The 25859-nt window shown below is 69.1% G+C and carries 27 protein-coding genes; 18 read left to right on the top strand and 9 right to left on the bottom strand.

All coding sequences use genetic code 11. From position 1 onward, the window contains the following. The first annotated feature begins 99 nt into the window (after positions 1 to 99). Entirely contained in the window at positions 100 to 615 is a 516-nt protein-coding gene (locus FHY06_RS00135; protein ID WP_019653274.1) for a murein hydrolase activator EnvC family protein, read from the top strand. Between the two features lie 100 nt (positions 616 to 715). Here FHY06_RS00135 and FHY06_RS00130 read toward each other — a convergent pair whose 3' ends face one another. The 3 genes from FHY06_RS00130 to FHY06_RS00120 all read right to left on the bottom strand — a co-directional run bounded on the left by FHY06_RS00130 (position 716) and on the right by FHY06_RS00120 (position 4763). Further along, a complete protein-coding gene (locus tag FHY06_RS00130) occupies positions 716 to 2653 on the bottom strand; it encodes a hypothetical protein (protein WP_184602723.1) in 1938 nt (645 codons plus the stop codon). Positions 2654 to 2772: 119 nt separating this feature from the next. Continuing rightward, a complete protein-coding gene (locus FHY06_RS00125) occupies positions 2773 to 4401 on the bottom strand; it encodes a phospholipase D family protein (RefSeq protein WP_019653276.1) in 1629 nt (542 codons plus the stop codon). A gap of 131 nt (positions 4402 to 4532) precedes the next feature. Then, positions 4533 to 4763 (bottom strand): hypothetical protein, encoded by a 231-nt coding sequence (locus tag FHY06_RS00120; protein ID WP_126184419.1) that lies wholly within the window; start codon positions 4761 to 4763, stop codon positions 4533 to 4535. A 225-nt stretch (positions 4764 to 4988) separates the two neighbouring features. On the opposite strand from FHY06_RS00120, the gene alkB reads away from it, so the two are divergent. Continuing rightward, on the top strand, positions 4989 to 5669 hold the full coding sequence (gene alkB / locus FHY06_RS00115; RefSeq protein WP_184602721.1) for a DNA oxidative demethylase AlkB: 681 nt from the start codon (positions 4989 to 4991) through the stop codon (positions 5667 to 5669). A gap of 36 nt (positions 5670 to 5705) precedes the next feature. On the opposite strand, the gene FHY06_RS00110 is transcribed toward alkB, so the two are convergent. After that, complete coding sequence (locus FHY06_RS00110; protein WP_019653279.1) at positions 5706 to 5981, bottom strand: hypothetical protein; 276 nt, start codon at positions 5979 to 5981, stop codon at positions 5706 to 5708. Positions 5982 to 6069: 88 nt separating this feature from the next. On the opposite strand from FHY06_RS00110, the gene FHY06_RS00105 reads away from it, so the two are divergent. Next, entirely contained in the window at positions 6070 to 6288 is a 219-nt protein-coding gene (locus FHY06_RS00105; RefSeq protein WP_019653280.1) for a hypothetical protein, read from the top strand. A gap of 202 nt (positions 6289 to 6490) precedes the next feature. Here the strand turns inward: FHY06_RS00105 and FHY06_RS00100 are convergent, their stop codons facing one another. Then, on the bottom strand, positions 6491 to 6760 hold the full coding sequence (locus FHY06_RS00100) for a hypothetical protein (RefSeq protein ID WP_019653281.1): 270 nt from the start codon (positions 6758 to 6760) through the stop codon (positions 6491 to 6493). Between the two features lie 398 nt (positions 6761 to 7158). Between FHY06_RS00100 and FHY06_RS00095 the strand changes: the two genes are divergently transcribed. Further along, positions 7159 to 8715, top strand: coding sequence for an alpha/beta fold hydrolase (locus FHY06_RS00095; protein ID WP_311733656.1), 1557 nt, complete (start codon positions 7159 to 7161; stop codon positions 8713 to 8715). A 13-nt stretch (positions 8716 to 8728) separates the two neighbouring features. On the opposite strand, the gene FHY06_RS00090 is transcribed toward FHY06_RS00095, so the two are convergent. Further along, positions 8729 to 8917: a hypothetical protein gene (locus tag FHY06_RS00090; RefSeq protein WP_132750662.1), complete on the bottom strand. Its 189-nt coding sequence runs from the start codon at positions 8915 to 8917 to the stop codon at positions 8729 to 8731. Between the two features lie 173 nt (positions 8918 to 9090). Here FHY06_RS00090 and FHY06_RS00085 point away from each other — a divergent pair, with 173 nt between their 5' ends. The 4 genes from FHY06_RS00085 to FHY06_RS00070 all read left to right on the top strand — a co-directional run bounded on the left by FHY06_RS00085 (position 9091) and on the right by FHY06_RS00070 (position 13639). Continuing rightward, positions 9091 to 10050 (top strand): S1C family serine protease, encoded by a 960-nt coding sequence (locus FHY06_RS00085; RefSeq protein WP_019653284.1) that lies wholly within the window; start codon positions 9091 to 9093, stop codon positions 10048 to 10050. 65 nt (positions 10051 to 10115) lie between these two features. After that, positions 10116 to 10961, top strand: coding sequence for a 3-deoxy-8-phosphooctulonate synthase (kdsA, locus tag FHY06_RS00080; RefSeq protein WP_184602718.1), 846 nt, complete (start codon positions 10116 to 10118; stop codon positions 10959 to 10961). A gap of 127 nt (positions 10962 to 11088) precedes the next feature. Next, positions 11089 to 12711: a methyl-accepting chemotaxis protein gene (locus FHY06_RS00075; RefSeq protein WP_184602716.1), complete on the top strand. Its 1623-nt coding sequence runs from the start codon at positions 11089 to 11091 to the stop codon at positions 12709 to 12711. Between the two features lie 94 nt (positions 12712 to 12805). Further along, a complete protein-coding gene (locus tag FHY06_RS00070) occupies positions 12806 to 13639 on the top strand; it encodes an alpha/beta hydrolase (RefSeq protein WP_019653287.1) in 834 nt (277 codons plus the stop codon). A 15-nt stretch (positions 13640 to 13654) separates the two neighbouring features. Here FHY06_RS00070 and FHY06_RS00065 read toward each other — a convergent pair whose 3' ends face one another. Both FHY06_RS00065 and FHY06_RS00060 read right to left on the bottom strand, forming a co-directional pair. Next, on the bottom strand, positions 13655 to 14542 hold the full coding sequence (locus tag FHY06_RS00065) for a LysR family transcriptional regulator (protein ID WP_184602714.1): 888 nt from the start codon (positions 14540 to 14542) through the stop codon (positions 13655 to 13657). Positions 14543 to 14584: 42 nt separating this feature from the next. Further along, positions 14585 to 15268 carry an isochorismatase family protein gene (locus FHY06_RS00060; protein WP_184604051.1) on the bottom strand — a complete coding sequence of 228 codons (684 nt, stop codon included), beginning with the start codon at positions 15266 to 15268 and terminating at the stop codon, positions 14585 to 14587. A gap of 205 nt (positions 15269 to 15473) precedes the next feature. On the opposite strand from FHY06_RS00060, the gene FHY06_RS00055 reads away from it, so the two are divergent. From FHY06_RS00055 to FHY06_RS00040, 4 genes are read left to right on the top strand one after another with little or no spacing between them, the layout of a single operon-like run. Next, positions 15474 to 16694 carry a helix-turn-helix domain-containing protein gene (locus tag FHY06_RS00055; RefSeq protein ID WP_184602711.1) on the top strand — a complete coding sequence of 407 codons (1221 nt, stop codon included), beginning with the start codon at positions 15474 to 15476 and terminating at the stop codon, positions 16692 to 16694. 49 nt (positions 16695 to 16743) lie between these two features. Further along, positions 16744 to 17418, top strand: a complete 675-nt coding sequence (locus FHY06_RS00050; RefSeq protein ID WP_019653291.1) for a Vgb family protein — start codon at positions 16744 to 16746, stop codon at positions 17416 to 17418. A 21-nt stretch (positions 17419 to 17439) separates the two neighbouring features. Further along, positions 17440 to 18225, top strand: a complete 786-nt coding sequence (locus FHY06_RS00045; RefSeq protein WP_184602709.1) for a DUF899 domain-containing protein — start codon at positions 17440 to 17442, stop codon at positions 18223 to 18225. 42 nt (positions 18226 to 18267) lie between these two features. Beyond that, the gene (locus FHY06_RS00040; RefSeq protein WP_184602707.1) at positions 18268 to 18894 is read left to right on the top strand and encodes a hypothetical protein; all 627 of its coding nucleotides are present in this window, start codon (positions 18268 to 18270) and stop codon (positions 18892 to 18894) included. Here FHY06_RS00040 and FHY06_RS00035 read toward each other — a convergent pair. Further along, positions 18851 to 19753 carry a LysR family transcriptional regulator gene (locus FHY06_RS00035; protein WP_184602705.1) on the bottom strand — a complete coding sequence of 301 codons (903 nt, stop codon included), beginning with the start codon at positions 19751 to 19753 and terminating at the stop codon, positions 18851 to 18853. The two genes, FHY06_RS00040 and FHY06_RS00035, sit on opposite strands and share 44 nt — an antisense overlap. Positions 19754 to 19828: 75 nt before the next feature. Here FHY06_RS00035 and FHY06_RS00030 point away from each other — a divergent pair, with 75 nt between their 5' ends. The 6 genes from FHY06_RS00030 (at position 19829) to FHY06_RS00005 (ending at position 25577) form a co-directional block, all read left to right on the top strand. Next, positions 19829 to 20698: an HpcH/HpaI aldolase/citrate lyase family protein gene (locus FHY06_RS00030; RefSeq protein WP_184602703.1), complete on the top strand. Its 870-nt coding sequence runs from the start codon at positions 19829 to 19831 to the stop codon at positions 20696 to 20698. An 84-nt stretch (positions 20699 to 20782) separates the two neighbouring features. Then, positions 20783 to 21763 carry a tripartite tricarboxylate transporter substrate binding protein gene (locus FHY06_RS00025; RefSeq protein WP_019653296.1) on the top strand — a complete coding sequence of 327 codons (981 nt, stop codon included), beginning with the start codon at positions 20783 to 20785 and terminating at the stop codon, positions 21761 to 21763. Positions 21764 to 21801: 38 nt separating this feature from the next. Continuing rightward, positions 21802 to 22983, top strand: coding sequence for a CoA transferase (locus FHY06_RS00020; protein WP_126184431.1), 1182 nt, complete (start codon positions 21802 to 21804; stop codon positions 22981 to 22983). Between the two features lie 3 nt (positions 22984 to 22986). Further along, positions 22987 to 23862: an amidohydrolase family protein gene (locus FHY06_RS00015; protein WP_184602701.1), complete on the top strand. Its 876-nt coding sequence runs from the start codon at positions 22987 to 22989 to the stop codon at positions 23860 to 23862. 23 nt (positions 23863 to 23885) lie between these two features. After that, the gene (locus FHY06_RS00010) at positions 23886 to 24851 is read left to right on the top strand and encodes a Bug family tripartite tricarboxylate transporter substrate binding protein (RefSeq protein ID WP_026346252.1); all 966 of its coding nucleotides are present in this window, start codon (positions 23886 to 23888) and stop codon (positions 24849 to 24851) included. Positions 24852 to 25001: 150 nt separating this feature from the next. Then, positions 25002 to 25577: a thioredoxin family protein gene (locus FHY06_RS00005; protein WP_184602694.1), complete on the top strand. Its 576-nt coding sequence runs from the start codon at positions 25002 to 25004 to the stop codon at positions 25575 to 25577. The last annotated feature ends 282 nt before the right edge of the window (positions 25578 to 25859 follow it).

The following is a 25859-nucleotide window of genomic DNA, read 5'->3' as shown; positions in this document are numbered from 1 at the left end:
GCGCCGCCTCGGTGGTTTGCTAGCATCGCCCGCGTGGCGCACCCTCGGGAGCGCCGGTTTGCAGGAACCCTCCGCAACGAACCCGTTCGAACAGAGCCCATGCACCTTCAGACTTTCGTTTTACGTTTCGGCGCCGCGGCGCTGCTGGCCACGGGCCTCGCGGCCTGTACCACCGTCGATCTCAACACCCCCTGGCCGACGACGCCTCCGGCCGCCAAGCCGCCGGTGCCGCAGCGCCCGGCCGCGCTGTTCATCCGACCGGCCAACGGCCCGACCATCGCGCGCTTCGACGGCGACCGCGTCAAGGGCATCGACATCGGCGGCAACCTCGGCGACCCGATCGTCGCCGCCGCCGACGGGCGCGTGGTGTACGTGGGCAGCGAACTGCCCGCCTACGGCAACATGGTCATCGTCAAGCACAACGAGACCTTCCTGACGGCCTACGCACACCTGCAGACCATCTACGTCAAAGAGAACGCCGTGGTCCGCCAGGGCGACAAGATCGCCGAGATGGGCCGCAGCAACGCCGACCGCGTGAAGCTGCGCTTCGAGATCCGCAAGAACGGCAGCCCGGTCGATCCCGAGCCGTATCTCAGCGGCCGGCTGTTGCAGTAACGGCTGACGGCCGCAGGCCCGGCCGCCGCCAACGAAAAAGCCCCCTTTCGGGGGCTTTCGGCTTTCTGGGGCGCACTGAAAACTGCGCCCCGCGCCTGCGTCACTCCAACACGGTGGCCTTGGTGTCGCGCAGCACGATCTCGCGCCAGCTGCTGTCGTAGGTGCTGACGAACGTGTCGCGGACGGACACCGAGCCCTGCGCCGGCAGATTGAAGCTCTTCGATGCCGTGCCCGTGGCCGAAGGCGCCACGTCGGCCCGGTCTTCCGCGCCGGCCGATGGGCCGGCGATCAGTTTCAGGAAGAACTGGGTCGCGAAGGCGGGGTTCAGGCCCGTGGCGCTGATCGAGAAGTCGGCGCCGCCCGAATAGGAGGCCAGGGCCGGCGTGGTCGTGAAGTCCGGATAGCCGACTGCGGCGGCTTCCGCCAGCGTCAGCGGTCGGCCATGGAAGCGGTGCTTGTAGACGATGTCGAAGCCGTTGAACTTGGCCACCGTCGTGCCGTCGCTCTCGTACGCGGTGAATGTGTACTCGGGCGTGGCGGGGAGCGCGGCGATCGCGCTGTCGGTCAGGCCTGCGTTCTGCCGGCCGTTGCAGTTCGTCGTCAGGTAGTAGTAGTTGAAGTCCGGGCTGCCATCGATCGGCCATGCGCCGCCGCCCGAAGGACGCGAGTGGCGCAGGCCGCCCGGGGGCAGCCCCGGGCCGGTGACCACCACCGACGCGACGTTGCCGCTGTTGCCGGTGCTGATGTCCTGGATCTCGAACTGCAGCGAGCTGCTCACGCAACCGGTCGCCTTCTCCTTGGTGGCATGGACGTGCGGGTTGATGTCCAGCACGCGGCCGTCGCCGCGCAGGCGCCACACGCCGTCGGTGCCCTTGACCACCTGCATGCCCTGCGTGTTGCTGAATGCGATGCCGTTCTTGTCCTTGTGCGTGAACTCGACGAAGGCGCGCGGGCTCGTGTTGTTCGCGTCGATGGTGTAGTTGATGCGCTGGATCACCACGTCGGTGAAGCTCGCGCCGATGAGGTTGACGTCGGTCGCCGTCTCGTTCGCGAACTGCGAGGCGGTGAGGTCGGAGAACCTGAAGCCGTAGGTACCGGTGACGGGGTTGGTGCCGTCGGTCATCAGCGGCAGCAGCTGCGACGGCGAGGGAAGACCGGTGGCGAACTTGCCCACGAAGTCGGAGAACACCTTGCGGATCGCCGCGATGTCGTCGGCCGCGGTGCCCATGCCGGAGCCGCTCATCGGCGTGGTGGCGGGTTCGGCCGCAGCCTTCACCGCCAGGTCGTCGGCGATCTGCTGCTGGGTGACGATGTTGGTGATGGTCGCCACGTTGGTGGCCGGATCGACGCTCACCCGCAGCACGTCGAGCGCCTTGTCCAGCGCGCTGGACAGCGGGGTGAAGGCCGTGCGCAGCAGGTCGATGCTGGCGTCCACGCCCATCGCCTGCAGAACCGGCAGCAGCTTGGCCTTCAGCGCGTCGCTCTCGGCCTTGAGCTCGTCCGCGGAGAGCGAGGCGAACTCGCCGCCGTCGAAGTACTGCGACGCCAGCCGGCCGGCAATGTTGGACACCACCAAGTCGGTCAGCGGCGTGATGTTGATGTTGCCGTTGACGTCGGCCGCGGTGGCGGCCGAATGGATCACCGTGCGCTCGCCGGCCACCGTGCCCTCGGCGCGGAAGACGAAGGGCGCGGTCATGCCGCTCACGTCGACGGTGTACTTGCCGTCGACCAGCGGCACGGTCTTGCTGGCGCCCTTGGCGTCCTTGACGGTGACGGTACCCACCAGCGGCAGGCCGGCAGCCGCCGTGCCCGAAAACGTAACAGACGCAGCCGGCGGGTTGCTGGCCGGCGGATTGCTCGCGGGCGGGCTGCTGGGCGGGTTGCTCGAGGCGGGAAAGCCGGCAAAACCTCCGCCACCGCCGCCCCCACCCCCGCCGCAGGCGCCGAGCGAGACCAGGAACGCCACCGCGAATGCGCAGCGCGTTATCTGGAAGAAGGACCGGCCGGGGGCCGCGGGGGTCGCGAAGTTTGTGTTCATGATGGTCTTGGCGGTAAAGGAGCAAACAAAAGAATCAACTCGTAACACGAGCGTTGCGATTCTTCTGGAGGCCCCCGCCTCCGACCATCCTCTGTTTTGAGGATGCGGACCGGCCGGCCCTAGAGCAGGCTCTCGGGCACCAGCGGAGCCAGCAGCTCCAGCTTCCAGCGCGACCAGAAGTCCGTCTCGGGCTCCTGGTGCAGGATGGTGTCGGCCGCGTCGCCCGAGGCCGGGCTCACCCACTCGATGGCGCCCTTCGGCCCCAGCTGCAGCTGGTAGGCGCCATCCAGCCGCATGAAGCCGATCAGGCTGGTGAGCTGCTGGGCGATCTGCGGGCTGAAGATGAAGATGCCGACCTCGGTGTTGTGCAGCATCGAGCGCGGATCGAAGTTCATCGAGCCGATGAATACGATCTTGCGGTCGACCACCGCCGACTTGCCGTGCAGCCGGCCGCTGGCCGAGCCGTACATGCCGAAACGCTTGGTCTGCTCCACCCGCTTGGGGCTCAGCTCGTACAGCTCCACGCCCAGGCGCAGCATCTCGGCGCGATAGCGGCGGTAGCCGATGTGCACCAGCGACTCGTCGGTGGCGGCCAGCGAATTGGTGACGATGGTGTAGCTCACGCCGTTGCCGCGCACCAGGCGGATGGTCTCCATGCCGCCGCGCCCCGGGATCAGGTAGGGCGTGGTCTGCATGATCTCGTTCTCGGCGCCGCGCAGGTAGCGCCGCACGTTGTAGAGCACGCTGTCCTTCGACTCGTCGGCCGGCAGGCCCCGCGCCTCGTCGGTCTGGCCCAGCGCCTTGGCGGGCGGATCGGCATACGCCTCGGCGCGCGCCCAGACCAGCTTCAGCTCGCCGGCAGCAAGGTCCTTGGCCAGCGAGTTGTTGCCCAGCAGGTCGGTGGAGCCGGGTTCCTCGGGGTGCAGCTCTTCAGGCCCGGTGGTGAGGCGGTCGAAGCGTTCGCGCAGCTGCCGGGGCGTCTCGCCGCCCGGCGGCACCAGCGACTCGATGGGATAGACGTACGGGCTGTTCCAGTACATGTCGAACAGCGAGGACAGCTTCGGCACCACCGCTCCGGCCACCAGCGTGTCGATGTCGATGAAGTTCGAGCCCCCGTCGCGCAGGAAGTACTCGTTGGCCATGTTGCGCCCGCCCATCACGCCGATGGTGTTGTCCACCACGTAGAGCTTGTTGTGCATGCGGCGGTGCACGCGGTCGAAGTCCAGGATCGACCATGCCCAGCGCGTGCCGAAGCGGTCGCGCCCGGCGGGAAAGGGATTGAAGAGCCGGACCTCCACGTTGGGATGAGAGGCGAAGCTGGTGAACAGCGGATCGGCGCCGGCCGTGTAGAGGTCGTCCACCAGCAGGCGCACGCGCACGCCCCGGTCGGCCGCGTCGCGCAGGGCGCGCAGCAGGTAGCGGCCGGTCTCGTCGTTCTGCACGAGGTAGTACTGCACGTCGATGGAGCGCTGCGCCCGGCGTGCGAGCTCGATGCGCGCATGCAGCGAGAACTGCGGCATCGGCAGCAGGCGGAACCCGCTGAGCGGCTCGCCCGGCGGCGCCGCGGCCTTCACGAGGCGGCCGAGCGGCGTGTCAGCGCCATCGGCGATGGCCGTGGAGGGCTTGCGCTGCACCTGCGACGGCAGGCCGGCACAGCCCGCCATGAAAAGCGCCGCGATGCCCAGCAGCAGCCAGGCCAGCCATCGGACATGCGGTTGGTCGGCAGTCCGGCGGTGGGATTTCGGCATGGATGGCGGCGCGTGGGTTGGAGCGGGAATCTTGGTTCGGGCCAGTGCCCGGAAAAGCTCGCGGTTTCTACCACGAGCCCGCTCCATGTGCTGCACCGCAGCGGCAGATTCAATATCCGGGGAAGGCCCGCTCAGGAGCCGCGCGCAGGCCCCCACTGCCTGACGAAATGATCGGCCCGCAGCGTGGCCCTCTCGACCGCAGCGTCCCACGACAGCTGCTGGGTGATGACCAGCGCACAGCGCGGGATGCCGCTGAAGCTCAGTTCGGCGATGCCGGCGTAGGTGCCGCTGGGGGTGCGCATGAGCTCGAGCCAGCCGGTCCAGCCGTCCGGAACGCTGAGAGCCAGTCGAGCGCCGTCCATGATGGGATCACCATAGCCCATTTATTTACGCACTTCCATGAATTTAAACCCTAGGTACTACCTTGGGACGGAGGGGTGAGGAGGCTAATGGCTGCGCGCGCCGGGCGCATCACGCGAACATGGGAGGCGTCGGCGCACCGGTCGGCCCACAAACCGGCCGCCCCACCGACACAGGGGCGAACAAGCCGAGGCTGCAGCCCGGCTTTTGGGCAAAGATCGGGAAGCATGAAAGCGAAGAAGACAAGCGCCAACTCCGGCGCCACCCTGGCCCTTTTCGAGGATCCGCCCCGGCCGGCGCGCGAGGCGCTGGGCGCCGGCGCGTTCGTGCTGCCCGGCTTCGCCCTGCCCTTCGTGGACGAACTGCTGCCAGCGATCCGTTCGGTGGCGGAGGCGGCGCCCTTCCGGCACCTCGTCACGCCGGGCGGCTTCACCATGTCGGTCGCGCTCACCAATTGCGGCGCACTGGGCTGGACCAGCGACCGGCGCGGCTATCGCTACAGCGCGACCGATCCCGACAGCGGCAAGCCCTGGCCCGCCATGCCCGAACCCCTGGCGCGGCTGGCACGCGAGGCCGCATCGGCCGCCGGCTTCGACGGCTTCTCGCCCGACGCCTGCCTCGTCAACCGCTACGCCCCTGGCGCGCGGCTTTCGCTGCACCAGGACAAGGACGAGCGCGACTACGGCGCGCCCATCGTCTCGGTGTCGCTGGGCATGCCGGCGGTGTTCCTGTTCGGCGGCCATGTGCGCACCGACAAGGCGGTGCGCGTGCCGCTCGTGCACGGTGACGTGGTGGTCTGGGGCGGCGAGGACCGGCTGCGCTTCCACGGCGTGCTGCCGCTGAAGGACGAGCCTCACCCGCTGCTGGGTGCAGTGCGCATCAACTTCACCTTCCGCAAGGCGGGCTGAGCGGCGGCGCTGATGCGGGCTGGCGCGAAGGACCGCTCAGGCCTGCCCCTGCGCCCCCTGCGTCCTGTCGTGCACCCATCGCATGGCCTGCTGCTCGGCGTGGCGCAGGGCCTCGGCCTCGGTGCCGTAGGAGGCGTTGTCGGTATCGGCAGGCAGTTCGATGTCGTCCTCTCCGGGGGACGCGGCGCGGCAGACCACGACGGGCCTGTAGGTCTGGTCGTCGAGCCGCTCGGCGCGGCACAGGAACAGCCGGCCGCGGTAGCTGAAGGTGACGAGGCGGTCCTCGAAGGCCGAGGGGGTTGCTTGTTGCATGGAATGGGTCCTTTCTTTCTCTTGAGATGCTGGTCAACGGCGTTCCAGGCCTACAGACAGAGCCGGCGTGCAGCACCATGGTGGCGCCATGACACATCCCATCGAACTCACCATCGAGGAGCCGCTGCCGGGCGCCTACGTCTGGCAGCTGCTCGAAACCGACGACCAGGGCACGCATCCGCGCGTCCTGCGCAGGGCCTACGAGCCTGCCGAGAGCTACGAGCTGGCGCTTTCCTCAGGCCAGCGGGCCCTGCAAAGCGAGATCCGGCACCGGACACCGCACGCGCACGGAACGGGCGCGTCGTGATGACGGGCACTCCGGCCTGTGCGGGGTGCGCCCTCTTTCGTTTTGCCTGTGATCAGGCCTGATGCCAATGTGACGGGGTGGCCAGCGCCCCGGCTACGGCTCGGGCCGCCTCGCCTTGTCGGAGAGTTGCCCATGCCCGGCGCGGCAGCCCGCGCGAGCCGTCCGGTACCGGGTGATCCCGTGGACGGCTATCTCGGCTCGGTCAGGCGTGGAGCCCGAAGTCCGTGATGGTGAGCGTGATGGCCTGGTCCGGGGTGGCCCGGTAGCGCGCCACGGCTGCCGGTTCGATGGCGTGGAAGTGGTCCCGGCACGCGCCGAGCAGGTGTTCGCCGATTTCGCGGACGCCGAATTCGTCGTGCAGGGTTTCCTCGGAAATCTGTGCGAGTACGCGCGGGCCCTCGGGCCCCTCGGGATAGAAGGCAAAGCGCACGCTCGCCGTGTCGAAGCAATAGATGCCTTCGAAATTCTTCATCTCAGTCGTCTCCTGTGCCTGCGGCGGTTTCCAGCGGTTTCATTTGTGTCGACGGCGATTGAGCGCGTGCCATCCCGCGTGAAAGCGGAGAAAGCAGCGCATGAGCGCGCAGGAAACGTCCTACAGAGATCGAGGCGAGCGCTTTCACCCTGAATCGACCATGGCTTCGTTTTCCGCGCGCCGATGCGGCGAAGATCGGGCTCTCTCGACTTGCGCTTCGCTGCATGCCTTTTTCTCTCCCGGCCGCAAGGCCAGATCCAACGACCGCAATCCCCACCGGCCCTGCGCGCCCTGCCCGGTCTCGCCTGCATGGCGTCGCGGCCGCGCTGGCCGTCGGCGTCCTCGCCCTCCAGCTCGGCGCGTGCGGCGGGCCCAGCCAGGCTCAGCGGCAGGCCGAGGTGACCTCTGCGCCGCCCACCGACTGCACCGCCTGGGTCGGCACCGACCGCAACGCGATGATGGGCGGCTACCTGCTGCCGAAGAATCCGAAGGACGCCAGAGGCCCGAAGGTCTGCGTGCCGGTGCTGATGACGGCCAACCATCCGCCGGCCGGCTATGCGGGCGGCAACTACTACATCAGCGAGTTCACCGACGACAAGCTCAAGGCACGCTGGCGCGCCTGCAAGCAAGATCCGGCCTGCTTCAAGCGCGTCGACGCCCAGATGCAGCGCTGGCTGCCACCCAACAAGGAGCGCGCCACGCGCTCGACCGGGGTTGTCGATCCGTCCGGGCGCATCGACCCCGACGGCAACGTCGACCTCAGGCAGATCCGCCGCCCCGCCTTCTTCGCCAGGGCGCCCTACCGCGAGGGCATCGCCGAGGCCGACGCGCGCACCTACGTGGTGGAGTTCACCGCGCCGCGCGACACCTTCGAGCGCATCGACCTGAAGATGACGGGCGACATCAAGCTGCGCGGCTGGTACATCGAGGGCGCGGGCGTCGACGACGGCAAGGGAAAGAAGACGCGCGCGCTGGTCGTCATGGCGCCGGGCGGCGGCGGGCAGCTCACGGCGATCCAGCATCCCGACGAGGTGGCGTACCGTATCGACCAGAAGACCGGCAAGACCATGCCGGTGAGCTTCCCCAACGCGACCACCGAGACCATGGGCCAGCGCTGGTGGCGCGAGAACCTGTATGCCCTGAACCAGGCCGGCTTCGACGTGCTGGCCTACGACCGGCGCGGCGAGGGGCTGTCGGGCGGCTTCAGCGACACCAACACGCTGGAGCAAGGCGAGGACGTGTTCCGCGCCCTCACGGCGCTGGAGACCGGGCGCGGCCTGCGCATCCTCACGCCCAAGGGCGAACTGCTGCAGGGCGAGGCCACGCGGGGCCGGCTGCTGGCGGGCATGCCTGCCAGCGAGATCCCGCTGGTGCTCGGCGGCTATTCGCGCGGTTCGATGTCCACCGCCTGGGCGATGACGAAGAACTACGTCGCCCAGTGCAGCTTCGACATGCCCCAGCCCAGCTGCACCCCGCCAAAGGGGCTGCGCAACATCCGCGGCGCGCTGCTGCTGTCGTCGTTTGCGAGCGGCGCGGGCTACGTGGGCGATTCGCCCGACCTGGCCGACCGCAACTTGTTCCTGGGCGGCATGGCGGCGGAGCACCACATCGTGTTCTATCCCAACTCGTCCACGCTCGCGGGCATGGACCGCTGGCCCGCAGCCTTCTTCGGCAAGGGCCTGTGGGACCGCGCGGAAACGCTGGAAGGCACGGTGGCGGCCTACAACCGCATCCGCGGCCTGAAGGAGATCGTGCTCGCGCGCGGCCCGCATTCCATCGAGACATGGCCCGAATCGGACCGAGCCTACCTGCGCGAGCGCATGGTGGTGTTCGCCAAGGGGCTGATCGTCGGCGGGCGCACCATCCCGGGCGCGCGGCCGTGGAAAGACTTCAAGTCGCTGGTGGCGACCACGCCCGACTCGTGGGAGCCGTCGTCGCAGCCGAAGGCGCCGTGATCGCCCTGCGCGATCAATAGCGGCGCGGGTCGTACGGCCGGCGGTCGTAGCGGTCGGGGATGCCGTCGCGGTCGCTGTCGCGGTTGCGCTCGTAGCGGTCGGGAATGCCGTTGTGGTCGCGGTCCCTGTCGTGGCGGTGGCGATCGTGGCCGCAGCCGGCCGCGAGCGCGGCGACGGCGACCAGAAGAATGAGGTGCTTCAAGCTGGTGTCCCCGTGGGCATGGGTGTTGTTGTCGGGAAGCCCAGTGTGGGCAGGCCCGCTGAAGAATCGCTGAGCCTTCGCTGAAGGCTTCGTGAACGCCCGGCGCCGGGTTGAAAACCAGGCGCGCACCGCCATTTCCTTCAGGTTCCGCCGACTGAAAGAAGAGGTACTCCATGGGCGCGCGCGACGAATTCATCCTCGACTCCTACTCGGCCGCCGTCACCCAGGTGGCCCACACCGCGAGCCCCGCGGTCGCCCACATCAAGGTCCGCAAGGCCGCGCAGCGCGGCAACGGTCCTGCAGCCCAGGGCAGCGGCTCGGGCTTCCTGTTCACCCCCGACGGCTTCACGATCACCAACGCCCACGTGGTCGAGGGCGCCGGCGAGCTGCGCGCCGCCTTCGCCGACGGCACCGAGAGCGTGGCGCGCCTGGTCGGGACCGACGCCTCCACCGACATCGCCGTGCTGCGCATCGAGTCGCACCCCAGCGCCTTCCTGCCGCTGGGCAGCTCGGCCGCGCTGCAGCCGGGCCAGCTGGCGGTGGCGGTCGGCAATCCGCTGGGCTTCGACTTCACCGTGACCGCGGGCATCGTGAGTGCGCTGGGCCGCAGCCTGCCCTCGCGCGGCGGCCGGATGATCGAGGACGTGATCCAGACCGACGTGGCGCTCAACCCCGGCAATTCGGGCGGCCCGCTGCTGGACAGCGCCGCGCAGGTCATCGGCGTGAACACGGCGGTGATCCCTTCGGCCCAGGGCCTGAGCTTCGCGGTGGCCATCGACACCGCCCGCTGGGTGGCCGGCGAGCTGATGCGCCACGGCGCCGTGCGGCGCGGCAAGCTCGGCGTGCAGTGCGCGGCGGTGGCCCTGCCGCGGCGCTGGGTGCGCGAGAACGAATGGCCGGTGGCCACCGGCGTGCGGGTGGTCGAAGTGGTGGCCGGCTCGGCCGCCGCGCGCGACGGGCTGCGCAGCGGCGACATCCTCGTCGGCTGCGACGGCGTGCCGCTGGCACAGCTGTCCGACCTGCTCAAGCGGCTGGCGGGCGAAGGCTACGGCAAGCCGCTGCTGCTGAAGCTGCTTCGGCCGGTGGCGGGCACGCTCACGCCCTTCTACCTGACGGTGACGCCCGGAGGCTGAGCCCCCCGGGCCGGCGGAACGACAATAGGCCCCTGCACCGAAGCACCCCCGTCAGGAGAAAAACCTTGTCCACCGTCACCATCACCCCCCAAGTCGCCACCAGCAACGAGGCCCCCTTCGTCCTCTTCGGCGGCGTCAACGTCCTCGAGTCGAAGGACCTCGCCCTGCGCAGTGCCGAGGAATACGTGCGCGTCACGCAGAAGCTGGGCATTCCCTACGTGTTCAAGGGCAGCTTCGACAAGGCCAACCGCTCCTCCATCCACTCGTACCGCGGCCCGGGCCTCGACGAGGGCCTGACGATCCTGCAGGCCGTGAAGGACAGCTTCGGCGTGCCGGTGCTGACCGACGTGCACGAGATCGCCCAGGCGGCGCCCGTGGCCGAGGTGGTCGACGTGCTCCAGCTGCCCGCCTTCCTGGCGCGGCAGACCGACCTGGTGGTGGCGCTGGCGAAGACCGGCCGGGTCATCAACATCAAGAAGCCCCAGTTCCTGAGCCCCTCGCAGATGCTCAACATCGTCGAGAAGTTCAAGGAGGCCGGCAACGACAAGCTGATCCTGTGCGACCGCGGCACCTGCTTCGGCTACGACAACCTCGTGGTCGACATGCTGGGCTTCGGCGTGATGAAGAAGGTGTCGCAGAACCTGCCCATCATCTTCGACGTGACCCACGCGCTGCAGCAGCGCGAGGCCGGCGCCGCCGCATCGGGCGGCCGCCGCGAGCAGGTGGCCGACCTGGCGCGCGCCGGCATGGCGGTCGGCCTGGCCGGCCTCTTCCTCGAAGCCCACCCCGACCCGGCCCAGGCCAAGTGCGACGGCCCGAGCGCCCTGCCGCTGGACAAGCTGGAACCCTTCCTCACGCAGATCAAGGCCCTGGACGACCTGGTCAAGTCGTTCCCGCCGCTGAAGATCTGAGCCGGGAGCCGGCGGGGAACTCCCAGGAGTTTTCTAAAGTTTTCAATTGAACGGCCGATAACCAGCGATGAAGGGCGACCCGACGGTCGCCCTTCGTCCTCTCATTCCTGGTTTCCGGAGTTCGACCATGTTCCTGAGCAACGTCTCAATCGGCAAGCGCCTGGCCATCGTGCTGGGCATCATCCTGGCGCTCTTCGTCGCCACCAGCGCCGCGGCGGTGTGGAAGCTGCACCAGCTCAGCCGCGAGATAGACGCCATGATCGAGGACAACCTGAAGATCGAGCGCGCCGGTTCCGACTGGCTGCGCTACACCACCGCCGGCGTGCAGCGGGCCGCGGCCATCGCCAAGAGCAGCGACCCCAGCCTCGTCGACTACTTCGCGCCGGCCTCTGCAGCGTCGATCAAGAACACCAACGAGCTGCAGAAGTTCGTCGAGGAGAAGCTGGTCAAGCCCGACGAGCGCGCCCTGCTGGAGAAGATCGCCGGCCTGCGCAAGGCCTACCTGGCCGCGCGCGAGGAAGTGAGCAAGCTCAAGCTCGCGGGCGACCTCGAAGGCGCCACCCGCGTCTTCGATGCGCAGTTCCAGCCCACCTCCGTCAGCTACATCGCCGGCGTGCAGCAGGTGGTGGACATGCAGCGCGAACACCTCGACGCCGCCGCCGTGCGCGCCAACGACCTGCGCGCGCAGACCGACACCCTGCTGATCGTGTGCTCCGCCGTGAGCCTGGTGCTCGGCACCCTGCTGGCCTGGATGCTGGCGCGCAGCATCACGCAGCCGCTGCGCCGTGCAGAAAGCATCGCGCAGGCCATCGCCGAGATGGACCTGACGGGCAAGCCCCAGTCCAGCTACGCGGGCGACGAGACCGGCCACCTGCTTCGCGCCCTCGACCAGATGCGCGGCGCCCTGCAAGGCTCGCTCGCGCAGGTGCACGGCGTGGTGGCCAGCGTGTCGACCGCCAGTTCGCAGATCGCCGTGGGCAACCAGGACCTGTCCTCCCGCACCGAAGAGCAGGCCAGCTCGCTGGAACAGACGGCCGCTTCGCTGGAGGAGCTGACCTCGACCGTGAAGCAGAACGCCGACAACGCGCGCCAGGCCAACCAGCTGGCCACCTCCGCATCGGAAGTGGCGGCGCGCGGCGGCAGCGTGGTGTTCCAGGTGGTGGAGACGATGGGCTCGATCAATGCCTCTTCGCGCAAGGTGGTGGACATCATCGGCGTGATCGACGGCATCGCTTTCCAGACCAACATCCTCGCGCTCAACGCGGCCGTCGAGGCGGCCCGCGCGGGCGACCAGGGGCGCGGCTTCGCCGTGGTGGCTTCGGAGGTGCGCAGCCTCGCGCAGCGCTCGGCCGCCGCAGCCAAGGAGATCAAGGCGCTGATCGGCGACTCGGTCGAGAAGGTCGAGGAAGGCAGCCGCCAGGTGGCCGACGCGGGCCGCACCATGGAAGAGATCGTGGGCAGCGTGAAGCGCGTGACGGACATCATGGGCGAGATCAGCGCCGCGAGCCAGGAGCAGACCTCGGGCATCGAGCAGATCAACCAGGCCGTCACGCAGATGGACCAGACCACGCAGCAGAACGCGGCGCTGGTCGAGCAGGCCTCGGCGGCAGCCCAGTCGCTGCAGGAACAGGCGGGCAGCCTGTCGCTGATCGTCGGCAAGTTCAGGCTGGAACAGCGGCATGGTGACGCCCATGCTGCCGAGCCGATGCGCATCGGCGCCGGCCGCCAGCAGCTGATCGCGGCCCACTGAAAGGAAAGAAAGCGAAACAGGCGCAAAGACCGGCAAGCGCGGCGCGGCGGAGAAAGAGGCGAAACTAGGCGCTGCCTTTCTCCCGGAGCACCATTTGTCATCCAAAGCCGCCCGCATCGCCCTTTCCGCTTCGGCCGCAGCCATCGGCAGCATCGCCGCGTACTGGGCGCTGCTTGCCGCGCGCCAGGGCGACATCCTCTTCAACGCCCGCAAGCTGCCGGTCGTTCCGCTCTCCGACGACTTCTCGACCTACTCCCACACCGTACCCGGCGGCATGGTGCGCGGCTATGTCTACCACCCGCAGGGCGAGGAAGCGCTGCAGGATCTCTTCATCTACTTCGCGGGCCGCGGCGAAGACGTACGCGCCACCGCGCAGACGCTGCACTGGCTGCCCGAAGGCTTCGGCTTCGCGGCCGTCAACTACCGCGGCGTGGCCGACTCGCAGGGGCACCCTTCGGAGATCGCCTCGGTGCAGGACGCCTGCCAGTTCGCCAGGCACCTGCGCAAGGCTTTCCCGCAGGCCCGCCTGCACGTGGTCGGCCGCAGCCTGGGCACCGGCGTGGCCATCCAGCTCGTCGCACGGCAGGAGTTCACGAGCCTGCAGCTGGTGACGCCCTACGACTCGATGCTGGAAGTGGCGAAGAAGCGCTTTCCGCTCGTGCCGCTGTCGCTGCTGCTGCGGCACCAGTTCAACTCGCTCGAGCACTGCAAGGAGGTCGCGGCCAAGACCCACGTGCTGCTGGCCGAGAGCGACGACGTGGTGCTGCCCGAGCGCTCGCAGAAGCTCATCGCGGCGTGGCCCACGCCGGTCAGCGTGACGACCGTTGCGAAATCGGACCACCACAACATCATGGGCCTCGAGGAGACCTGGCTGCACCTCGTCGACTTCGCGCTGACCTCGGTGCTTCCGGAGCTGAAGGAGGCGTAGCCGGCTCCGGCGCTGCTACCGGTAGTAGCCCGCCATGAAGTCGATGAAGGCGCGTACCGCCGGCTGCACATGCCGCGTGCGCGGATACAGCGCCGCGTAGGTGCGCCGCCCGAGCGTGACCTCGGGCAGCACGCGGACCAGGGCACCCGACTGCAGGTCGGAGCGCACCGTGTGCCATGTCAGCGCGGCAATGCCGAGCCCGCATTTCGCGGCCGAATACAGCGCGGTGATCGTGTCGCAGGCAAGGCGCGCTTCCGGCCTGAACGTCTGCTGCCGACCATCGGGCATGTGCAGCGTCCAGTGCGCGGGGCTCTCCGGACCGTTGTGGAGCAGGCATTCGTGCTCCGACAGCGCCTGAGGCGTCATGGGCAGGCCGTGGTCCGCCAGGTAGCGTGGCGCCGCGACGAGGACCATGTCCGAAACCGCCAGCGTCCTGGCCATCATCGAGGCATCCTCGAGCTCTGCGCTGATGCGCAGGGCGACGTCGATGCCTTCGGCAACCAGCTTCGTGAATCGATCGGTGCAGACCACCTCCAGCCTGATACCGGCATGGCGAGCCTGGAAGGCCGGCAGCCACCCGGGCAGGTCGAGCGTCGCGATCGCCAGCGGCATGCTCACCTTCAGCGTGCCCGAGGGCGCCTTGCCGTCGGCCGCGACCTCCGCCTGGGCGGCGTCGAGCCTTGAAAGGATGTCGGTGCAGGCGGCGTAGTAGCGGCTGCCCGCCTCCGTCAGCGTGATGCCGCGCGTATCGCGCCGCACCAGCTGTGCGCCCAGCGATTTCTCGAGCGCCTGCAGCTGGCGCGAGAGGCTGGAGTGCGTCGTGTCCAGTGACTGCGCGGCCGCCGACAGGCTCTTTGCCTGCGCGATGCGTTGAAAGGCCCGCATCGCTTTCACCTGGTCCATGCGCCGCCTCCCGCGGGTGCTTCAGAGGCTGCGCATTTTCCGTCAGGCGACCGGCAGGGCCAGGATCTGCGCGGTGGTCAGCACGTCGCCGAAGGCGTCCTCGATCTCCGCCAGCGCCGCGCGGTGCAGGCTGTCGTGCGACACGACGTCGCCGTTCTCGCGGCGGACCGCGCGGGTGGCCGTGGCATCGGAAGACACCACCACGTCGAAGCCCTGCGGCCCGGCGTCGCGCGCCGCCCCGGCCACGCAGGCATGGGTCATGAGGCCGGCAATCACGAGCGTCTGCACACCGGAAGAACGCAGCTGCTGCGCGATGTCGGTGCTCGCGAAGACGCTGACGGTCGTCTTCTGCACGACCTTGTCGCGCGGGCGGGGCTGCATGTCGGGATGGAACCTGACGGTACTGCCGTCCCTGGCGAAGGTGGCGGATCCTTCGGGCGCAATGTGCTGGATCTGGAAGACCGGCATCGCATGCCGATCGGCCCATGCCAGCAGCCGCCTCGTCTGGGCCGCCGCACTCGCGCCGTCGGCAATCGGCATCCGGCCGGTGAAGTATTCGTTCTGGAAGTCGATCACCAGCAATGCCGTAGCGCCGCGGCGCAGCTGTTGCACCGGCTTTGCGCCCGACATGGCGCGGATGGTGGGTGTGGGCAATCCCGTCGCTGCTGCTGCGGCCGAGGAGGTGCCGACAATGCCGGCCGCGTACGGTGCGACGAGCGCGCCCATGAGCCCGCGGCGGGAGAGTCCTGATGAGAAAGACATGCTTGCTGTTCCTGTAGGTCCATCGAAAGTGATGGAGGAAAGTCTAGGAACGGCCCTCCTTCGCGCCTAGGCTCGCGCGGCGACAAGTGTTGTGCGGGCTGCGCACGGCGCCCCTCGACTTTCAGGGCGGCGCTGGCCCTGCAGGCCGCCATCAAGATAATCCGCCTTCATGGACTCCCTCATCGCCGCCTCCGCCCGCGCCCTTGCCGCCGGCGATGCACTCGGCGCCCTCAAGCGGGTCGCCCTGCGCGACGACCCGCCGGCGCTGGCGCTGCGCGGCATCGCGATGGCGCAGCTCGGCGAGCATCCGCGGGCGCGCGAGCTGCTGCGGCGTGCCGCTCGGGGCTTCGGCGCGCATGAGGAGCTCTCTCGCGCGCGCTGCATCGTCGCCGAGGCCGAAGTCGCGCTGGCGATGCGCGATCTCGGCGGATCGACGCGCTCGTTGACGCATGCCGCCGCCGCGCTGGAGGCCCACGACGACCACGCCAACGCGGTGCAGGCCCGGCTGATCGCGGCGCGCCGGCTGCTGCTACTGGGCCGGCTCGAAGACGCGGAAGAGGCCCTCGCGCATCTCGACACGCGCGGCCTGCCGCCGACGCTGGCGGCCGTTGCCGAACTGGCTGCTGCCGAGTTGTCGCTTCGCTCCCTGCGCGTTGTGCCGGCGAAGTCAGCACTGGGCCGTGCGCACGAAGCCGCGGTTCGCGCGCGCGTGCCCGCCCTGCTCGCCGAAGTGACGGAGGCGAAAGCCGCCTTCGACCGCCCCGCCGCCCGGCGGATCGGCTCGGACGGCGAACAGCCGCTGCGCCTGGACGAGGTCGCCGCCCTCCTCGCCTCCGACACGCTGGTGGTCGATGCCTGCCGCCGTGGCCTCGGCGCCGGCGATGCCTGGCGGCCGCTGGCGCGGCGGCCGGTGCTGTTCTCGCTGGCGCGCTCGCTGGCCGAGGCATGGCCGGGCGACGTCGATCGCGAAGCGCTGATCGAGAGCGCCTTCCGCACCCGTCACCCCGACGAGACGCACCGCGCGCGGCTGCGCGTGGAGATCGGCCGGCTGCGCGCGCTCGTCTCCGCGATGGCGGGCATCGAGGCCACGCCGCGCGGGTTCGTGCTCAGGCCGCACGGCGGACGCGGCGTGGCCGTGCTGGCACCGCCCATCGATGGCGAGCAGGCCTCGCTGGTGGCGCTGCTGTCCGATGGCGCCGCATGGTCCACCTCGGCGCTCGCGCTCGCACTGGGGGCCAGCCAGCGCACGGTGCAGCGCGCGCTGGTCGAACTGGAGGCGCAGGGCCGCGTGCGTTCCATCGGCAAGGCGCGGTCGCAGAAGTGGCTCGCGCCGCCGCTGGCCGGATTCACGACGATCTTGTTACTCCCCGCCGCGCTGCCCATTGAATAGAGTTGCCTCCAGGCGCCTGTTTCGGGGCGCTTCATACAAGGAGCCGACGATGAGCAGCAAGACAGGCAAAAGCAATCCCACGGTACGCGCCGCCGAGATCGTGCGCGAATACGGCCCGTTCGGCGGTGCCGGCCAGGTCCACGGCGTGACGCACGACGGCCGCCGCGTCTGGGCCGCCACCGGCGCGAAGCTGGTGGCCTTCGACCCTTCCAGCGGCGAAACCAGCCAGACGCTCGACGTCGCCTGCGATGCCGGCACCGCCTTCGACGGCAAGTACCTCTACCAGATCGCCGAATCGCGCATCGACAAGATCGACCCGGCCACCGGCAAGGTGCTGGCGTCGATTCCCGCGCCGGGCAACGGCTACGACTCGGGCCTGACGTGGGCCGAAGGCAGCCTGTGGGTGGGCCAGTACCGCGACCGCAAGATCCACCAGGTCGACCCCGAGACCGGCGCCGTGGTGCGCACCATCGAGTCGAACCGCTTCGTCACCGGCGTGACCTGGGTCGAAGGCGAGCTCTGGCACGGCACCTGGGAAGCGGAAGAAAGCGACATCCGCCGCATCGACCCGCAGACCGGCGCCGTGCTGGAGCGGCTCGAAATGCCGCGCGGCGCGGGCGTGAGCGGGCTCGAGTCCGACGGCGCCGATCTCTTCTACGCAGGCGGCGGCGCGAGCGGCAAGGTCCGCGCGGTGCGCCGGCCCCATTCCAGCCAACGGCAGTAAGCAGTGATCCAGGAGGCCAGCATGAACACCACGACCATCGACAGAGCCGAAACGACGAACCACCGCGTCGTCTCCAGCGAGCAGTGGCTCGCCGAGCGCAAGGCATTCCTTGCGCGCGAGAAGGAGCTCACGCACCTGCGCGACCAGATCGCGCGCGAGCGCCGCTCGCTTCCATGGGAGCGCGTGCAGAAGAACTACGTCTTCGACACGCCCGAGGGCAGGCGCACGCTGGCCGAACTCTTCAAGGGACGCAGCCAGCTGCTGGTGCAGCACTTCATGCTCGGGCCCGACTGGGAGCAAGGCTGCCAGAGCTGCTCCTTCATGGCCGACCACACCGACGGCATGAATGTGCACCTCGCGCACCGCGACATCACGCTGGTGGCCGTCTCGCGAGCGCCGCTCGCACGCATCATGCAGTTCCGCGAGCGCATGGGCTGGCGCTTCGACTGGGTGTCGTCGAACGGCAGCGACTTCAACCTCGACTTCCACGTCAGCTTCACGCCCGAGGAACTGGCCACCGGCGAGGTCTACTACAACTACGGCAAGCTGCCCTTCCCGCACGACGAGGCGCCCGGCATCAGCGCGTTCTACAGGAACGAAGCCGGCGAGGTGTTCCATACCTACTCGACCTACGGCCGCGGCGTGGAAGTGATGATGGGTGCCTACAACCTGATGGACCTCATGCCCAAGGGCCGCGACGAGCGCGAGGTGCCCTACAAGATGGAATGGGTGCGCCACCACGACCGCTACGAGCAGCAGGCTGACGCCCCCGCCATCGGCGCGTGCTGCTGCGACAAGCGCGCCTGAGACGCGACCGGCGACAGCTTCGAGGCGTGAAGGCGACGCATCATGGCAAGCCTCTGGCCATGGCTCGCGGTCGCGGGGGTCGGCGCGCTGCATGGCCTGAACCCGGCCACCGGATGGGCCTTCGCGGCCGCTCTGGGAGTCGGTTCGCGCGGTCGGTCGCGGGTGCTGCGGGCGCTGGTGCCGATCGCCGTCGGACATGCTGCGTCCGTCGCGCTGGTGGCTGCCGCGGTCCTGTTCGCTCCATCGATGGATCGCATCGTCCTGCAGTGGGCAGCGGGGGCGATGCTCGTCGCCGTTGTCGCGCATCACCTGTGTCGCGGCCGGAAGGCCGGCCATGCCGGGCTCGCACTCTGGTCCTTCATGATGTCCACCGCCCACGGCGCCGGACTGATGCTGGTGCCGGCGCTGATCCCGCTGTGCATGAGCGAAGCGCCGGCGACCCGGGAGATCACCGCGTCAGGCTCGCTGGCGCTGGCCTTCGCGGCTGTGGCGGTGCACATGGTGGCGATGCTGGCGGTCACCGGTGCGGCAGCAGTCGGAGCGAGCCGCGGCTTCGACGTCGCGGCCGGGCTGCTCAGGCGACGGCCGCGTACGCGGATGTCAGGAGACACGGCGAGCGCCGACGCTAGCGCTTGCGGGAACCGCCGCCCTCGCCCTTTGCAGCAGTGACCAGCGCCGCGCTCTCCACGAAGCCGTGGATCAGCCTCAGCCGCGGCGATGACCGCATCCACAGGATCCCGAAGCGCCGCGTCTCCGAAGGCAGCGGCAATGGGATCTTCACGATGCGCTGCCCGTCGAGCAGCGGCGAGGCGATATCGGGCACGACCGACACGCCCAGGCCCCGGTCGACCATCATCGCGATCGCCAGCAGCGAGCTGAGCTCGAAGCGCTCCTGCGGCACGATGCCGGCGGCCCGCAGATAGCGGTCGGCCTGCTTGCCGCCGCCGAGGTTGCGGTCGTAGCGGATCAGCGGCGAAGTGCGCAGCAGCTCGTGCGGATCGCGCCGCGCGAGGCGGCCGGGTGCGAGCAGCACCAGCGGCTCCTCGCGCAGCAGCGCCCAGTCGAAGGTCTTGGCGAGGGCGAACGGCGGATACAGGCACACGGCCGCGTCGAGTTCGCCCTGCTGCATCGCCTTGTAGAGCGCGGCGGTGGTGCCCGACTGCAGGAACACCTTGGCGCCCGGATGCGTCTTCACGAAGCGCGCGAGGATGTCCGGCAGCAGGCTGTGCATGGCCGTGTTGATGGTGCCGACGACCAGCTCGCCGCCCGCCGCCTCGCTGCCCACCAGCGCCTTGATGTCGCTCACCTCGCGCAGCAGCGTGCGCGCCCGCTGCACCATCCGGTGCCCGGCCTCGGTGGGCTGCACCGTGCGCCCGGCGCGCGCGAGCAGCGGCGCGTTGAGCTCGCGCTCCAGCGCGCGGATCTGCTGCGCCACCGCGCCGGGCGTCAGGTCGAGCCGGCGCGCAGCCTCGGACATCGAGCCCGACTCCACCACCAGAAGAAAGCTTTGCAGGTAGGCCGTTTCCATGAAGATAGATTTTCTACGATGTGATCGCAGCAAACAGCTGTTTTTCTCTTCTCATGAACTGCCGACACTGCCCTCATGAGAAGCAAACTCTTCGTTCCCGGCACCCGCCCCGAGCTGTTCGCCAAGGCGCTCGCCGGCGAGGCGGACGCCATCAGTCTCGACCTCGAAGACGCCGTGTCCGAGCCGCGCAAGGACGAGGCGCGCGAGACCGTGCGCAGGTTCCTCGAAGGCGGCGAGGCCGCCTCGTCGCGCAAGACGCTGATCGTGCGCGTCAACGCCATGGACACGCCGCACTTCGAAAAAGACATCGCGGCGGTCGCGCGCACCGGTGTGTACCTGATCAACCTGCCCAAGCCGCAGAGCCCCGCGCACGTGCGCACCGCGGCCGACGCCATCGAGCGCGCGGAGCGGGCCAACGGCGTGCAGGCGCCCATCGGCCTGCTGCTGAACATCGAGACGCCCGCCGCCCTGCGCATGGCCGCCGAGCTCGCGGTGGCGCATCCGCGCGTGGCGGGCCTGCAGCTGGGGCTGGGCGACCTGTTCGAGCCGCTGGGCATCGCCCGGCGCGAGCCTTCGGCGATCCGCCATGCGATGTTCGCGGTGCGCATCGCGGCCGGCGAGGCGGGCCTGTATGCCTACGACAGCGCCTTCGCCGACATCCGCGACGCCGAGGGCTTCAGAGCCGAGGCCAAGCTGGCACGCGACCTCGGCTTCCTCGGCAAGACCTGCATCCACCCGAGCCAGATCGCCATCGCCAACGAGGTGTTCCGCCCGACCGACGAGGAGATCGCCCATGCCCGCAAGGTGGTCGAGGCGGCGCGCGAGGCCGATGCCAGGGGCGTCGGCGCCTATGTGGTCGACGGAAAGATGATCGACATCCCCTTCGTGATCCGCGCGCGCGCCATCGTCGAGAGCGCACGCAGCCTGGGGCTGCTTCCGAGTTGAGCCTGGGGCTGCTTCCAGGCTGAGCCTGGGCCTGCTTCCAGGCCGACCTGCCTTCCATCAATAAAAGAAACCGGAGACAAGAAAATGCATTTCCCATCCTTCCTTCGCCCGCGAGCGCTCGCCGTCGTCGCGATTGCCGCATTCGCCGGCGCCGCGTTCGCCCAGGGCGGCTATCCCAACAAGACCATCACCATCGTCGTGCCCTACCCGGCCGGCGGCTCGAACGACACCTTCGCGCGGCAGGTGGCGAAGGAGCTGGGCGACCAGCTCAAGCAGCCGGTCATCATCGACAACCGCCCCGGTGCGAGCGGCAACACGGGCACGGGCCAGGTGGCCAAGGCCGCGCCCGACGGCTACACGCTGGTGGCGGTGTCCTCGAGCATGACGACCAACGCGGCGGTGCAGTCGAAGCTGCCCTTCGACCCGGTCAAGGGCCTCGCGCCGGTGGCGATGTTCGCCAAGGGGCCGTTCATCGTCGCGGTCAACAACGAGTTCCCGGCCAGGACGCCGGCCGAGCTGATCGCCGCCATCAAGGCGAAGCCGGGCCAGTACAACTACGCCTCTTCCGGCTCGGGCAGCGTCAACCAGTTCGGCACCGAGCTGCTCAAAGCCAAGGTGGGCGACCTGCAGATTGCGCACATACCGTACAAGGGCATGGGCCCGGCGGTGACCGACCTTGTCGGCAACCAGACGCAGCTGCTGATCTCCAGCGGCCCCTCGCTGCTGCCGATGGTGCGCGCCGGCAAGCTGCGCGCGGTCGGCATCACCAGCCTGAAGCCGAGCCCCATCGCACCCGACCTCACTCCGATCTCCACCGCCGTGCCCGGCTACGAGTTCGAGCTCTGGTGGGGCCTGCTGGCGCCTGCGGGCACGCCGCCGGACGTGGTCGCCAAGCTGAACGGCGCCGTCAACCAGATCCTGGCCAAGCCCGAGATCAGCGCCAGCTTCCTGCGCGAAGGCGCCATCGCCACGCCGCTCACGCCCGCGCAGTTCGGCGCCGTCATTGCCGATGACGTCGAGCGCTGGAAGAAGCTGGCCAAGCAACAGAACATCACCGCCGACTGAACGTCATCGCCGATAACGGCAAGAAAGAGAAAGAGCCCATGAGCATCACCGCCCCCGACGACACGCGCCTGCCCGAACGCCGGGGCCCCGCCGGCCCGCTCAGCGGCCTGCGCGTGCTCGACCTGAGCGCCTACATCGCGGGCCCGTACGGCTGCTCGCTGCTGGCCGACCAGGGTGCGGAGGTCATCAAGATCGAGCCGCCCGCCGGCGACAACCTGCGCAAGTACCCCTCGACGCTGGAAGCCGAGAGCCGCGCCTTCATCGGCGTGAACCGCAGCAAGCTGGGCGCTGTGCTCGACCTCAAGAACCCCGAGGACCTGGCTGCGCTGATGGAGCTGGTGCGCGGCGCCGACGTGCTGGTGCACAACTTCAGGCCCAGCGTGCCGCCGCGGCTGGGCATCGCCTACGAGCAGCTGAAGGCGGTGAACCCGCGGCTCATCTACTGCGCGGTCACCGGCTACGGCGAGACCGGTCCGCTGCGCGAGAAGGCCGGCTACGACCAGGTGCTGCAGACCATGACCGGCATGTGCGCGCTGCAGGGCAAGCGCGGCGAGCCGCCCGAGATCATCTACGGCTCGGTGGTCGACTACTACGCCGCGGCGCTGGTGGCCGCGGGCGTCGCCTCGGCGCTGTACGAGCGCGAGAAGAGCGGCGAGGGCCAGTTCGTGGGCGTGTCGCTGCTGCGCTCGGCGCTCACGATGCAGTCGGCGCGCATGGTGTGGGCCGAGGGCGAGCCGAAGGACGTGGGGCGCGACATGCGCTCCGGCGGCATCACCGGCATCCACCCCACGCGCGAGGGGCACATCTACATCTCGGCCAACACGCCGCACTTCTGGCAGGCGCTGTGCGCCAAGGTCGGCCTGGCCGAGCTTGCAGCCGACGAGCGCTACGACTCGGTGCGCAAGCGCGCGCAGCACGCGGCCGAGATCGTGCCGAAGCTGCGCGCCGCGCTGGCCGGGCGCACCGCGCTCGAGTGGGAAGAGATCTTCGGCGAGGAAGTGCCCTGCTCCGCCGCGCGCACCGTGGAAGACATGTTCGACAACGAGCAGGTGCTGGCCGAGGACATGGTCGCGAACATCCCGCACCCCACGCTGGGCTCGTATCGCGGCTTCACCCGCCCGGTGCGCTTCGGCCGCACGCCCGGGCCCGAGCCCTTCGCGGCGCCGACGCTGGGGCAGCACACGGCCGCCGTGCTGGCCAAGCGACGCGCAGGCGACTGAGCCATGGCCGACGAGATCGCAGTGCCTCACAGCGCCGGCACGCGCAAGCCACTCATCGCGGCGCCCGAAGGCGCCTGCGACGCGCACATCCACGTGTACGACCGCCGTTTTCCGATGCACGGCTCGCCCGATGCGATGCTCGACGACGCCACCGCCGGCGACTACCGCCTGCTGCAGCAGCGCACCGGCACGCAGCGCACGGTAATCGTGCAGCCTCGTGTGCACGGCACCGACAACAGCGTGACGCTCGATGCCATCCAGGCGCTGGGTGCAGATCGCACGCGCGGCGTGGCGGTGGTACGTCCCGAGGTGAGCGATGCCGAGCTGAGGCAGCTGCACGAGGGCGGCATCCGGGGCATCCGCTTCACGCTGTACACATCGGCGAACGCAGCGACGGACTTCTCCATGGTCGAGCCGCTGGCCCGTCGCGTTCACGAACTCGGCTGGCATGTGCAATTGCACTGGAGCGCCGACCAGATCGCCGCGCACTCGGCGCTGCTCGATCACCTGCCCTGCACGGTGGTGTTCGACCATCTGGCGCGGCTGCCGCAGCCCGACGGGCCATCGCACCGCGCGTACCGCGTGGTGAGCCGGCTGCTCGACAACGGCCGCACCTGGATCAAGCTTTCGGGCGCGTATCTCGACTCCGCGGCCGGCGCCGAAGGCGGCTACGCAGACACCGTCGACGTCGCCCGGGCCTGGGCGACGCAGGCGCCCGAGCGGGTCGTGTGGGGCAGCGACTGGCCGCACCCCACCGAACGCACGGCCAAGCCCGACGACGCGCAGCTCTTCGACCTGCTGGGCCGATGGGTGCCCGACGAGGCCGCGCGCCGCCGCGTACTGGTCGACAACCCCGCGCAGCTCTACGACTTTCAATGACCCACAAGACCCGAGACATCGAGATGAAGAAGCGACTCCTCCTGAAATCCATCGCCACGCTCACCGCCTGCGCCGTTCCCCTGCTGGGCTGGGCCGCCTGGCCCGACAAGCCGATCCGCATGGTGGTGCCCTACGCGGCAGGCGGCGGCGCCGACAACACGGCGCGCATCGTCGCGCAGCAGATGAGTGCCGCGCTGGGCCAGCAGATCGTGATCGACAACAAGCCGGGCGCCGGCGGCGTGATCGGTGCCGACAACGTCGCCAAGGCAGCGGCCGACGGCTACACCGTGCTCTACGACGCCTCGGCGTTCTCGGTGAATCCATCGCTGCGCAAGCTGCCGTTCGATGCGGCGAAAGACTTCATCCCGGTTTCGCTGGTGGCCACGGCGCCCCAGATCCTCGTGGTGCCCGCGACCGCCCCTTACAAGACCGTGCCGGAGTTCATCGACTACGCACGCAAGAACCCGGGCAGGCTGAGCTTCGCGTCGGCGGGCGGCGGAACCGGCTCGCACCTGGCGGGCGAGGCGCTGAACGAGCAGGCGAAGATCAACCTCATGCACGTGCCCTACAAGGGCGGCGCACCGGCGCTGACCGACGTGATGGGCGAGCAGGTGTCGGCCTACTTCGGCAACGTGGCCTCGACGCTGAGCTATGTGAAGAGCGGCAAGCTGCGCGCGCTGGGCGTGAGCTCCGGCAAGCGCGTGCCGGGGCTGCCCGATGTGCCGACGCTCGCCGAGTCGGGCCTGCCGGGCTACAACGTGGTCGAGTGGAACGGCGTGTTCCTGCCCAAGGGCACGCCGGCCGATATCGTGCAGAAGCTGGGCAAGGCGGTGCAGGCCGCGGTCAACGATCCTGCCGTGCGGCAGAAGCTGCTGCAACTGGGCCTGGAGCCGGCCGGAACCACGCCGGAGGCTTTCGCAAAATTCGTGAAGGACGAAACCGGAAGGGTGAGCGCGCTGGTCCGCTCGCGCAACATCCGGGTCGATTGACCCTCGCATCTGGCGAGGTGTGAAACGTAGTGTGCGGCCTGCGCCCCGCAGATACAGAGGCATACGCAATCCGCTCCACGCACGGGCGGCCCGGCGAAGAATCGGCTTCGTTCATAGACGAACGTCCGTCACTCTTCCGAAGGAACCGCCATGCGCTTTCGCTCTTCCGCCCTCTACTTCGCAGTCGCCATCGCCGCCTCGGCGGCCGCGCTCACGCTGACCTTCGCGGCGCCCTCGCCGTTCGGCGGTGACATCCCTGCTTCGGAAGCCGTCGCGGCGCCCGAATTCCAGAACATCGACACCTGGCTCAACTCGCAGCCGCTCAAGCTGAGCGAACTGCGCGGCAAGGTGGTGCTGGTCGACTTCTGGACCTACACCTGCATCAACTGCCTGAACCACCTTCCCTACGTGAAGGACTGGAACCAGAAGTACAAGGACAAGGGCCTGGTGGTGGTCGGCGTGCACACGCCGGAGTTCGCGTTCGAGAAGTCGACGAAGAACGTGAAGGACGCCATCGAGCGCCTGCAGATCAAGCACGCCGTGGCGCAGGACAACGGCTACGGTACCTGGAAGGCATTCCGGAACCAGTACTGGCCCGCCGTGTACCTGATCGACAAGCAGGGGAAGATCGTCTACTCGCACTTCGGCGAGGGCAGCTACGGCACGACCGAGAAGAAGATCCAGGCGCTGCTGGCCGAGCCCGCACCTGCGCCCGCGGGGACCTGAATCGGCACTGTCGTTCGGGGCGCGATCACGCCGACGGGGTACCTTGCTCCGCGAATGTCCCCCGGCCTTCGGCCTCCTCCTTTATTTCGCTGCGCAAGGCACCCCATCGTCGTGATCGATGAGCGCAGCGCCCGTGCGGCCGGCATCCGCAGAGCGCCCATGTGCACAGGGCGTCGGGTGCTCCCCGCAGCGAAATAAAGACACCGTTCTGCCTGTCAACTACAGACTGCCTTGGGATGATGGTTCACATCGAAGGGCTTGCCCGACCTCAACACCCCGTAT

Source organism: Variovorax atrisoli, from assembly GCF_014195185.1.
Lineage (GTDB): Bacteria > Pseudomonadota > Gammaproteobacteria > Burkholderiales > Burkholderiaceae_C > Variovorax > Variovorax atrisoli.
The sequence above is the reverse complement of the archived record's forward strand: the minus strand, read 5'-3'. Positions and strand labels throughout refer to the sequence as shown.